This window comes from Adlercreutzia rubneri, assembly GCF_009755265.1.
Taxonomy (GTDB): domain Bacteria; phylum Actinomycetota; class Coriobacteriia; order Coriobacteriales; family Eggerthellaceae; genus Adlercreutzia; species Adlercreutzia rubneri.
This window is the reverse complement of the sequence record NZ_WPOO01000007.1, coordinates 1-11,932: the sequence shown is the minus strand read 5'-3', so window position 1 is coordinate 11,932 and position 11,932 is coordinate 1. Positions and strand designations below refer to the sequence as shown.

Below are 11,932 nucleotides of genomic sequence, written 5' to 3'. Positions count from 1 at the left end.
ACGGAATATGCTTTATCGCTTTGAAACAGGAGCTCAGCTTACTGTTATGCGCTTCAGGAACTGCTCGTAGTCGGCTTCGTTCTGATCGGCGTAGCTCTGCGCGAACGACACCATGGACGCATCGAACTTGTCCGACGTTCCCAGGTAGGAGGCCATGGCCACACGCTCGCCCGTGCGGGCGTGGGCGCGGGCGAGCGTCCAGGCGCACAACTGGCCGTAAATCTCCAGCTCATCGGCGCTGACATGGTCCAAGTCGACTGACATCTTCCAATTCCACAACTGACGCACGTAGTAGTCGCGCCGGCGGCCATGCTCGTCCCGGGCATGGGTCCAACCGAGCAGCACTCCGCTGGTTGTCTGCATGAGGCGCTGCCCCGCCACGACGCGCTCGCCATGGGAAAGGCAGGGGCTTCGGCCGCAGAACCGCTCGAGCACCGATGCGTTCGCCTCCTTTATCTGGAGCACCAGCGGGTCGGCCATCTGATTGCCCGAGAACGCCGCTACCCAGCAGCGGGTGCCCACGCTGCCCACACCCACCACCTTCTGCGCCGCACCGATGAACCGGTAGTTCTTCAGCAGCTCCTGGTAGGGCGGCCTCACCGTCGCGCGATAGTCATCGAGCATACGCACCAGGCTGCGTCGGACGCGCCGCTGGTTGTCCAGGGAGAGAAAATGGCTGAGGGGCACGATGTCCGGCGGGTCGTAGACCATCTGCGGCTCGCCGTCTTCCATGTGCACCAGTTTCTCGAAGGCTCGCTCGTTGGTCTTGGAGAATGCCCGCTCCAAATCGTCGGCCACCTGGCGCCGATCGGCCTTGGACACCTTGTCGGCAAGTCCCTGAAGTACCTCGGCCACATCGAGGTAGGCCCGCCACACATCGAAGGATCCCTGCGTGGCGAAGAACGCCAGGGACTCCCGGTAGCTCTGGGCCGCCAGACGCACGGCCTCGCGGCACCATTTGTCACCGAAGCCGCGCGTGCGCCCGCAAATGGCGACGCTGGCCACCAAGCGCTCCACGTCCCATTCCCAATGGCCGCGGGCGGTTTCGTCGAAATCGTTCAAGTCGAACACGAGGTGCGATTCCGGGGAGCGGTAGCCGCCGAAGTTCGCGATGTGCGCGTCGCCACACGCCTGCACCAAAAGCCCCGTGGTGGGCAGCGTGGACAAATCAGCGGCCATGGGAAGGGCCGCGCCGCGAAAGAAGGCGAACGGCGAGGCCGCCATGCGGCGGTGCCGCTCAGGCACCAGGAAGGACAGGCGATCGGCATCCTGCTGGAAGATGAGGTCGACCGCCTCGCTGCGGCCTGGACGTACCTCCCATTTTCCCAGATCGCTGCGAGGCAGCTTTTGTCGACAGGCCTGCCCCTTTTGCTGGGACGCCTCGTATTCAGGCCCTCGAACGGGCGCTTCCCGGGTCTTCACCTGGCGGCTCGCCACCTTGTGCACGAGCGAGGAGCCCGTCGCGCGGCTCGCCAGCCCTTGCCCGGTTAGCGATTTGTGGAGCGCCTCTGCCTTTTTGCCCATCAGGCTCCTCTCCCTTCGCGCCCGCTCTCAACCAATAGCTCCTCGATGCGCTGGGCGGGCACCGCGCCGACGATGTCGTCCACGGGCACGCCGCCGCGAAAGAGCACGAGGGTGGGCACGCTCACCACCTTGAAGGCCCAGGCTATGTCGGGATAGTCCGCCGCGTTCAACTTCGCAAAGCGCACCTCAGGATGCCGCGCGGCCGCTGCTTCCAGCACCGACTCCATGGCTCGGCACGGACCGCAGCCCGGACTCCAGAAATCAACGAGCACCATCCCTTCCGCATTGGTCACCTGCGCATCGAAATTCTCTTTCGTCAGTTCCACCATGCCGCGCTCCTTCCCCGCTTTGCACTGAGCCCAGTATAGCGAGCGAGAACTCCATCGCTCGGATCCTTCGCGCATCGTAGTCGGATTGACAAGCATAAAATGCTCTCTTACACTGGGCGACATTGGAATCGACCTAGGTTGGGTGTTTCGATGGCGGAACTGCACGACGCCACGTCTTTGAGTGCCGCCGGGCTGCCGCTGCCGAAGAATTGGCTCGCCATCATCGCGTTCATTTGGGCCGGGCAGGCCGCCTCTATGATAACGAGCTACGCTGCCGGCTATGCGGTGGTGTGGTATGTCACCGAGAGCACCGGCAGCGCGCTTATGCTGGCGGCCATGAACATCGCCGTCATGCTGCCCGTGGGGCTCATCTCGCCCTTCGGCGGCATCGTGGCCGACAAGCACAACCGCAAGCTCATCATGATTGCGGCCGACGGCGCTGTGGGCGTTATCTCGCTGGTGGCGGGCGTGTTCATTTTGGCCGGCGACGTGTCCATCCCCTTGCTGCTCGCCGTGTGCATCGCGCGCGCCGTGGGCCAGGCCTTCCACAGTCCGGCCATGATGGCGGCCATGCCCATGCTCGTGCCCGACAAGCATCTGTTGCGCATCAACACCTTGGATCAGCTTTTGGGCTCGGTGGCCTCCATCGGAGCGCCGGCCTTCGGCATCTTCTTGTACACCACCCTCGGCTTCTCCTCGGTGATGTTCCTCGATTTCGCCGGAGCCTGCGTGGCCATCCTCGGCCTGGCCCTGGCGAAGATTCCCACGGTGGTGGATGCGACGGCCGAAGGTCAGCACGTACTGGCGAACCTGCGCGATGGCTGGCGCGCCATTGCGAAGACGCGCGGGCTCGTGCTGTTGATCGGCGGCGTCACCGTCGGCATGATGATCTTCGGGCCGCTGTCGGCGGTGTTCCCGCTCATGACCTATCAGCATTTCGGCGGCGACGGCTATGCGGCGTCTCTGGCCGAGGCGGCCTTCGGGGTGGGCATGCTCGTGGGTTCGGGCGTCCTCATCGCCTGGGGCGGCGGCAAGCGCCTGGCGGGGCTCATCGCCGTGGCGGCCGTCATCGTGGGCGCGGCCACGGCAGCCTGCGGGTTTTTGCCGCCCGACGCCTTCCCAGCCTTCATCGTTCTCGTCGCCGTCATGGCCGTAGCCTGCGCCTGGTTCAACGGCCCCACCATGACGCTCACCCAGCGCAACGTGCCCGACGATAAGATGGGCCGCGCCATGGGCCTGCTCACCGCCGCCATGGGGCTCGCCACTCCGATCGGCATCGCGATCGGCGGCGTGGCCGCCGAGGCCATGGGCGTCGCTCCCTTCTTCATCGTAGACGGCCTCGCCTGCCTGGCCCTCGGCCTCGTGCTGTACCTCCCCAAATCCGTGCGCGCATTGGATGAAGGATAGCGACGAGGCGAGACTCCTACCTTGCTTTTTCGCGGAAGCGAGAGGGGGATGCCACTTCGACCCCGAAATGGCAAGCCTCGGATTTTCCCCTCTGCCATAACTGCCCTCAACTGGCATTTTTCTGCCACTTGAAGGCAGTTATGGCAGAGAGCCTCAGCGCCCATCGGCCATTACGGGGTCGAACTGGCATTTGTCGAAGGATTTCCGAAATCCGCGCAATTGTTGCACTCACTGAGTGCACATTCTGACCCAATACTGCACTCATTGAGTGCATTTCCGGCCTCCGAACACGCTACTCCCCCAGGCTCATCTGCAGGACGTAGACGCGCTGGCGCAGTTCGTTGGCGACGGGCAGGGAGATTTCCCCGTGATCCTGCAAGTGGCGGATTTGGTCGAGCTCGATGGAAAGGGCGTCGGCGTCCACCTCGTCGGCGTAGCGGGCGGCCTCGGCGAACTGGCCGCCGAACAGGGGCTGCATGCCGTCGGGAAGGGCCTGGTGGTGGGTCAGCGTGATGTCGGGGCGATCCTGCTGTTTCACGTCCTGGCCGTGGTTGATGCGGTTCCACAGGGAGTTCAGCACCATGCGATGCTCCTCCAAAAGCAGCTGCGCGGCACCCTGGCGGCCGTCATGCTGGTCGACAACATCCTGCAGATAATCGATGGCCGCATGCTCAAGTTCGATGGCAAACAGACAGGTGTCGTAGTAGACGCGCTCGTCCTGGTCGCTTTCCACCGCCGGCGGCTTCGTGCGCTGCCACAGAAGTCGCGCTCGGCCGCGCAGAGTGGAAAACCGCGAGCCCACCTTCACGTCGGCACCATCGTAGCCCAGCGAGCGACGCACCTCGCGCAGCATGGCGTAGTAAGGAGCCTGCGTGCCGTTGTCGTAGCCACCTTTCTCATGAATGGCATCGGCGGCTTTCTCCTGCACCTCGCGCACCTGGGTCGCCAGAGCGCCGATCTGCTGGCTGCACGTATCGTCCACCGACTCGCGCGCACGGGCCAGGCGCACCCAGTAGTGAGCGATGGTCAGGCGCAAAGCCGGATCGTACTGAGTGTTTTCGTCGGAGGCCAGCATGGCCTGCAACTCGCGCAAGGTGCCTTCCAAAACGCGGATGGCAGCGCGGGACAGTTCCTGCTCGTTGGAAGCTTCCGCCACACGCGGCGAGAGCAGCGGCAGCAGGCCGTCGGCCAGGAGCAACGTGCACAGGATGACGCTCGCCGTGAGGAACACGATAAGATCGCGCTCGGGAAAGGACGTCGCGCCGTCGGGCATCGTGAGCGGCAACGTAAAGATGATAGAAAGGGTGACGGCGCCCTTCGGACCGCCCACGGTAAGCACCAGCGCGTTCTTCAGCAAGCTGCCGATGCGCTCGCGCCAATGGGGGCGGCGATGGCGCAGGTGCGGCGTGGGCGAAGGCTGGTTCGTCTCCACCGTTTCCACCTTCGACGCCTTCTTCCGCAGCGTGCGGCGCCGGCTGCGACGACGGCCGACGCGATAGACCTCCTCCATGACGAGCACCCACCCGAAGCGGCACCCCACGATAAGTGCCGTGACCAGGGCCACCACCCCCAAAAGAAACGGCAGCGAGAAGTGGTCGGCAATGGCCGGCGTGAAGGCCTGGGGCAGCTGCATACCCAGAAGAACGAACACCACCGAGTTGATGAGGAACACGATGATGCGCCAGAAGCTGCGGGACACCAGCTGGCGCTGGGCGATGGAGGCGGAGGTGAGGCGCTGGGAGCGATCGGCCATGATGAGGCCCGCGGCCACCACAGCCAGAATGCCAGAGGTGCCGAGCCATTCGGCGAACAGGTACACGAAGAACGGCGAGAATACCTCGTAGAGCACGTTGATGGTGGTGCTCTCGTAGCCGCCGCGCCGCAGGGCCCGCATGGAGTACAGCCCCACGACGCCCACGACCACGCCGGCAGCGATACCGCCGAGAAACAGGCGGCCGAACTCCTCAGCGGCATCGAGGGCCAAGAAAGCCCCGGTGAGGGCGGCGGCACTGGCGAATTGAAAGGCGACAACGCCGGACGCGTCGTTGATGAGCGACTCGCCGGAGAGCAGCGTCGACTGACGCCTCTTCAGGCTGACCGACGACGCGAGTGCGCCCACAGCGGCGGCATCGGTGGGGGCCAGGGCGGCGGCGCAGGCGAAGGCGGCAGCCAACGGGATAGAGGGCACGAACCAGTTCAACACGAAGCCCACCACAAGCACCGTGAGCAGCACAAGCCCCACGGCCAGCGACAGAATGGAGCCCTTGTTCTCCCACAGGTCGCGAGGGTTCGTCTCGCGAGCCTCGTTGAACAGAAGCGGGGCGATGAACAGCACGAGGAACAGCTCGGAGGAGATGCTCACGTCGCGGACAGCTGGAACGGCCAGGGCCACTACCGCGCCGACGGCGATCTGCACGAGCGGCAACGACAGCCGCGGCACAACTTGGCACAGCACCGCCGAGCCGATGACACAAGCCAGCACAATGAGCGCCAGTTCCAAAACTTCCACGTGCGCCTCTTCTCCTCACGCAATTTCCCATTGACGGCTTCTATTATGCCGACGCCGCGATTTCCGTGGTGCCAACGTCCCGCACCCGTTTCATCCCCGTCACGCCCCCGTCACGTCTCGCGCTGCGGAAAAGCATCCCAGGCATCGCAGGCCCATCGCCCCGTTCATCCGCGTACTGCCCCGTTCGGCAGAGCACGCAGGGAATTCGCACAGGATTTTGCGATAGGGAGAACTCAACGGGCGCAAAAAGGGCGTTCATACTCTCCCTATCGCAAAATCTTGCACACAACGATTCCGAAGCACTCTCCCTATCGCAAAATCCTGCACACTTGACCGCAGTTCGCCGCCAAACCGGAGGGCAGGCTCCGTCGCCCCCTGCCCCTGTACGCTATAATCTCGCCATCGGAAAAGCCGCACTGAAACCGAGGAGGTCTCAATGGACGAGAACGTTCGCCCCGACGACATGGAGCGCATCACCACCCCCGAGCTGGCACAGGCGTTCATCGACGAACAGGTTGCCGCCATTCGCGAGCAGGTGGGCGACAAGAAGGTGCTGCTGGCGCTGTCCGGCGGCGTGGATTCCTCGGTGGTGGCGGCGCTGCTCATTAAGGCCATCGGGAAGAACCTCGTGTGCGTGCACGTGAACCACGGGCTTATGCGCAAGGGCGAGTCCGAGCAGGTCATCGACGTGTTCCAGAACCAGATGGACGCGAATTTGGTGTACGTAGACGCCACCGACCGCTTCCTGGATCTTCTGGCCGACGTCGATGAGCCCGAGACCAAGCGCAAGATCATCGGCGGCGAGTTCATCCGCGTGTTCGAGGAGGAGGCCCGCAAGGTGGGCGACGAGGTGGACTTCCTCGCCCAGGGCACCATCTACCCCGACATTCTGGAGTCGAAGGACGGCGTGAAGGCCCACCACAACGTCGGCGGCCTGCCTGAGGACTTGCAGTTCGACCTGGTGGAGCCCGTGAAGCTGCTGTACAAGGACGAGGTGCGCGTCGTCGGCCGTGAGCTAGGGCTGCCCGAGAACATGGTGGAGCGCCAGCCCTTCCCCGGCCCGGGCCTGGGCGTGCGCTGCCTGGGCGCCATCACCCGCGATCGCCTGGAGACGCTGCGTGAGGCCGACGCCATCGTGCGCGAGGAGATGGAAGCGGCGAACGTGGGCGCCTGGCAGTACTTCGCCGTGGTGCCCGACATACGCGCCACCGGCGTGCGCGACGGCGTGCGCGCCTACGAGTGGCCGGCCATCATCCGCGCCATCAACACCGTGGACGTCATGACCGCCGAGGTGCCCGAGCTGGACTGGGCGCTCCTCAAGCGCATGACCGATCGCATCACCCACGAAGTCCCCGGCATCTGCCGCGTCTGCTACGACCTCACCCCCAAGCCCGTGGGCACGGTGGAGTGGGAGTAAATTGCAAGGTCAGAGGCTATTTTTTATCTAGTCTTATGCTTTGCAATTCTGTGTAATTTACACCCATTCCGTTGGGGAAAAGCTGTAGGCCTTCGGGAAAAGCTCTCAACTGGAAATCATGGAATTCAGACCCGCCGAAGCTTCGACGGGTCTTTCTATTCTCGGGTCGAGCACGCTTTTTAATTCTGCAGCATCAAGAGAATTAGATAGAAGTGGGCAGCATTCGAGAGCTTTTCAAAAGAATGATCTCGGTTAACCACTCGCGATGGTTGTACAGATGTATTTTGGATCATTGCAGCTTATCTGGACACTTGGCCAATTGATCTTCCTGCGATTCGTCTAAGAATCAGCGATTGTCCAGATTGCTCTTGCAGTGTCCAGCTTGTCTTTGCAATCAAGTATCAGCGGCTCGAAATGGACACTTTGTAAAGTCGCGATCCGATAACTTCACAGAACATCCAAGAAATGAGATTATTGATAAGTTACGGTATCTATTGCTTGGAGTAGCGAATGGCAGAGAAGAATGATGACTACGTCATCGATTTCATATCAGGACAGAAGCTTAGGGCAACACCTGAAGAAGTACAGGCGGTGCAGCCATTCGCAAGAATCCTTGTTGACGATTACGGGTATCCAAAAGATGTCATTCAGACGCGCCCCCAATGGAGGGTAAAAGCGCGTCCTTCCGACACGAAGAAAGAATACCCTGTTGACATAGCCGTCTTTTCAGATGCTTCACATAGCGACGAAACACTCAGCATCGTTGTTGAATGCAAGAAAAAGACGCGCAAAGACGGCATGACGCAGCTTCAAGACTATATGCGCCTATCCAAAGCGAGTATGGGCGTATGGTTCAATGGCAACGAGAGATTGTTCCTTGCCAAACGTGAGCATGATGGCAAAGTCGAATTCTATGAGATACCAAATATTCCTCGCTACGGAGAAAGGCTTGAAGATATTGGCAAGTTCAAGAGGAAGGACCTGCGGCCTGCAGAGAGTCTGAAGTCAACGTTCAAGGCGATACGCAACTACCTTGCAGCCAACGCTGTAGGCATAACTCGGGACGAGGTTCTTGCCTCTCAGATGATCAACCTCATCTTCTGCAAGATTTATGATGAGAGGTTCACTAAACCCGACGATACGGTTAGGTTTCGTGCCGGCGTAGACGAGAGCGCATCCAATGTCGCAAAGCGAATCAAGGATCTCTTCACTGTCGTGCGAAAGCAATACAGCGACGTTATAACGAAGAGCGATTCGATTGATATCGACGATAGGTCGTTACTGTATGTTGTGGGTGAACTGCAGCTCTATAGCCTGATGGAAAGTACGCGAGATGCAGTCGGAGCTGCTTTCGAAGTCTTTATCGGACCATCTTTGAAGGGCGGACAAGGACAGTTCTTCACCCCACGTAACGTTGTTCAAATGGTTATCGACATGGTTGATCCGGAACCCGACGACAAGATTCTAGATCCCGCCTGTGGTAGCGGAGGTTTTCTCGTGGAAGGGCTGCGATACGTGTGGAGCGAGATTGAGGCACGAGGCGCGAAATATGGGTGGCCCCAATCAGAGATAGATTCAGAGAAACAGAAGGTCGCTATCAAGAACTTCTTTGGAATAGACAAAGACAGTTTCCTTAGTAAAGTCGCAAAAGCATATCTTGCAATATTAGGCGATGGTCGTGGCGGAATACATTGTGAGAACTCGCTTGAGCACTCATCCGAATGGAGCAGCAAGACGCGCAATGACATCACCGAAGATGCCTTTGATGTCATTATCACCAATCCGCCTTTCGGAAAGAAGCTTGCAATCGACTCGGAAGCTATTCTTAAGCGTTACGATCTTGGACATCGTTGGAAGCAGGCTAAGGATGGAACATTTGAGAAAGGTGTCGTTCTCGACAAGCAGCCGCCTCAGATTCTATTCATTGAGAGATGCATATCGCTTCTCCGGCCAGGTGGTCGCATGGGAATTGTGCTGCCAGAAACGATATTCGGGATGCCGAAATACCGTTATGTTGTCGATTACATAAGGAGGCAGGGTCGCATCAAGGCTGTGGTGACATTGCCGGAGGATACGTTCCAGCCAGAAACGCATGCTAAATGCTGCGTCGTTATATTTATTAAGTTTGAGAAAGGCGAAGTCTTCGAGAGCATCGACCCTTATCCCATTTTCATGTGCGAGACGAAATGGTGCGGTCACGATAGCCGGGGCAATCCGACGATTAAGATTGACGAGCGCGGTGAGCAAGTACTGATGGACGACATCCCCACGGTTGCCGCTGAGTACAAGCGCCTCATGAGCGAGTAAAGCATGAAAGCAACTGTCATTTCTTCGGCCGATATCAAGGACAACATCCTGATACCCAAGTATTACAACAACAAAATCGAGAGCTCTATGAGTCAGTTGGGCGATAACCTTCGACTGCTCAATCTGGGACAATTGATAGATGACGGCGTTATTAGCGTATGTTCCGGTGACGAGCCCGGCAAAATGGCTTACGGAACGGGAGACATTCCGTTTGTCCGAACTTCAGATATCAGCAACTGGGAGATCAAGACCATCCCCAAGCAAGGGGTCTCCGAAACTATATATCAGCAATACGCTGCAAAGGAAGACGTGCAGCCCGGTGACATACTATTGGTCAAGGATGGCACTTACCTCATCGGGACAAGCTGTATTGTGACTCCACTCGATACGCCCATGTTGTTCCAGTCGCATATTGTGAAGTTCAGGGTCGAAGATCCTTCCGTTGTCACAACAGAGATGTTCTTCATCGCCTTGAATACTCCACTTGTTCAGCAACAGATCCGAGCGTTTCAATTCACCGCTGACATCATCGACACAATCGGAACCCGCTATCGCGAGATTATGCTACCCATTCCCATCGATGTAGACACTCGCAAGAGAATCGAGGTAATTGTCGGAGACGCTCTAAAGAAACGAATGCATGCGCGAACCATCGTTAAGCAGTTCCCTGTGCTTATCGAGAAGGCGCTGCAAGAGGGCAGCATGCGCGCTTTCAGGGAGTTCGACAACTTGCCGTTTGATGCGCAAATGAATCAGCTGGTTAGTGATACAAGCACCCTTGAGTTTGGACAGGGCTCAAAATATGCAATGCGCTCAGACGCAATTGTAGACAACATTTTCATTCCGAAATATTACGATCCGATGATTAACGAAGATCTAGACACGCTTGCTGAGACATGTGACCTTGTTACTATCGCCGAACTTGTCGAAGACGGCGTCCTATCCCTAGCAAGTGGCGACGAACCCGGAAAGATGGCATACGGAACCGGGACAATTCCCTTCGTACGCACCTCGGACTTCGCTAATTGGGAGATCAAGCACGACCCCAAGCAGGGCGTTTCTGAGCAAATCTATAATGCGTATGCAACAAAGGAAGACGTCCAAGCGGAAGACATTTTGCTAGTGCGAGACGGCACCTATTTAATTGGGAATACATGCATAATCACTCCAGAAAAAAGCAAGATGCTTTACTGCGGCGGACTAATCAAGATCCGCGCGCTCGACCAGAAGCGTGTAAGCTCGTTTCTTCTCCTCGCGCTTTTGAACTCGTATATCGTTAAACGTCAAATCCGGAGCAAGCAGTTTACGCGCGATGTTATCGACACTCTTGGAAACCGATTTCCAGAAATCGTGCTACCAATCCCAAAGAATAAGACGTTGCGCGACGAAATCGCGGAATACGTTCGCAACATTATCATTGACCGCATCATGGGCAAGGATGACATCGAGGCGTTTGCCTTTGGCATAAGCTGGCTTGCTCATGACGAGGTGCCCATATACGACACATTTGGACTTCACATAATGGGGGCCGAGGAATGAGGAATGGTAGAAGAGCAACCATGATATAAGAAGGGCCCGACGCATCGGGCCCTCCCAGGTGTCAGCCGAAGCCTTTCACCGCTATTGACTGCATTCTACCACGCGCGTTAAGCTTTTAGGCCCACGTCTATCCGTTGCTCACAAACTGTCGAAGGGCGGTTAACTTGCCCCGTGCGGTAGTCTTAATAATCCGCGAGTAGACATTGATGGGCAGCTCGGCTCGAAAGTGCTCGATTATCGCCTCGTAGCCCGCGATTAGCTGCTTGCACTCCGTCTTCGTGAAGCCCATGCGTCGCATCAGGTAGACCAGCAAGATCACGTAGTCGGTAATATCGGTAAAGTCTATCTTGCCCACACCGGTCTCCTGCTTGAGCAACTGGGAGACACCTGTGTTGATGGCGCCAGACTGGAAGCGCACGTCGAGGACCACACCGTTGTGGGCTATAGCGTTACGGAAATCCTTGAGCGCGAACACTATCTCCTTGAGGCGCAGTTCAGAATCAAGGTTGGTCGGCATGCCGAGGTCGCGCACGATGACCGTCTTCACACGTCTGTCGAGACAATCATAGAACGAGCCGAAGTTACCGAGCGTCATGACCTCAAAGATGGCCCAGATGGGGATGTCCTTGTCAGCGTCGCGGAAGTGGCCGATGACGTCGCGCCCCCTATGGCCGTAGATGATGCCATCGATTTCGCTGCGCAGCCTCTGACGCGTCTCCCACGCCTTGCGGTATGTCCTACCAGTGTAGCTGCGATAGTCAGTGAGGCTCCTGTGAGTAGTAACCTCTCGCGGTACCATCGATCACCTGGCTTGGTACCGGCGATCAGCAAAAGGCGGTACCGCGAGTAGGCTGTCTCGGTACCGCTAATCAGCGCGCCTCTTCTTGGCGAAGTACTCTC

General features: G+C 58.6%; 8 protein-coding genes. 4 read left to right on the top strand and 4 right to left on the bottom strand.

From position 1 onward, the window contains the following. Positions 1-33: 33 nt before the first annotated feature. Both GO707_RS05640 and GO707_RS05635 read right to left on the bottom strand, forming a co-directional pair. Entirely contained in the window at positions 34-1,524 is a 1,491-nt protein-coding gene (locus GO707_RS05640; protein WP_157012459.1) for a DUF2252 domain-containing protein, read from the bottom strand. Then, positions 1,524-1,853 carry a thioredoxin family protein gene (locus GO707_RS05635; protein ID WP_161128117.1) on the bottom strand — a complete coding sequence of 110 codons (330 nt, stop codon included), beginning with the start codon at positions 1,851-1,853 and terminating at the stop codon, positions 1,524-1,526. The genes GO707_RS05640 and GO707_RS05635 overlap by 1 nt, the downstream gene beginning before the upstream one ends. 150 nt (positions 1,854-2,003) lie before the next feature. Here GO707_RS05635 and GO707_RS05630 point away from each other — a divergent pair, with 150 nt between their 5' ends. Beyond that, complete coding sequence (locus GO707_RS05630) at positions 2,004-3,260, top strand: MFS transporter (RefSeq protein ID WP_157012457.1); 1,257 nt, start codon at positions 2,004-2,006, stop codon at positions 3,258-3,260. 292 nt (positions 3,261-3,552) lie between these two features. Here GO707_RS05630 and GO707_RS05625 read toward each other — a convergent pair whose 3' ends face one another. After that, positions 3,553-5,769 carry a cation:proton antiporter gene (locus GO707_RS05625; protein ID WP_157012456.1) on the bottom strand — a complete coding sequence of 739 codons (2,217 nt, stop codon included), beginning with the start codon at positions 5,767-5,769 and terminating at the stop codon, positions 3,553-3,555. 436 nt (positions 5,770-6,205) lie between these two features. On the opposite strand from GO707_RS05625, the gene guaA reads away from it, so the two are divergent. From guaA to GO707_RS05610, 3 genes are all read left to right on the top strand, one after another. Continuing rightward, positions 6,206-7,186, top strand: coding sequence for a glutamine-hydrolyzing GMP synthase (gene guaA, locus GO707_RS05620; RefSeq protein ID WP_117284781.1), 981 nt, complete (start codon positions 6,206-6,208; stop codon positions 7,184-7,186). 510 nt (positions 7,187-7,696) lie between these two features. Then, the gene (locus GO707_RS05615; protein WP_157012455.1) at positions 7,697-9,493 is read left to right on the top strand and encodes a restriction endonuclease subunit M; all 1,797 of its coding nucleotides are present in this window, start codon (positions 7,697-7,699) and stop codon (positions 9,491-9,493) included. Positions 9,494-9,496: 3 nt separating this feature from the next. Beyond that, on the top strand, positions 9,497-11,032 hold the full coding sequence (locus tag GO707_RS05610) for a restriction endonuclease subunit S domain-containing protein (protein ID WP_198161023.1): 1,536 nt from the start codon (positions 9,497-9,499) through the stop codon (positions 11,030-11,032). Positions 11,033-11,159: 127 nt separating this feature from the next. Here the strand turns inward: GO707_RS05610 and GO707_RS05605 are convergent, their stop codons facing one another. After that, positions 11,160-11,831, bottom strand: coding sequence for an Abi family protein (locus GO707_RS05605; protein WP_157012454.1), 672 nt, complete (start codon positions 11,829-11,831; stop codon positions 11,160-11,162). Between the last annotated feature and the right edge of the window lie 101 nt (positions 11,832-11,932).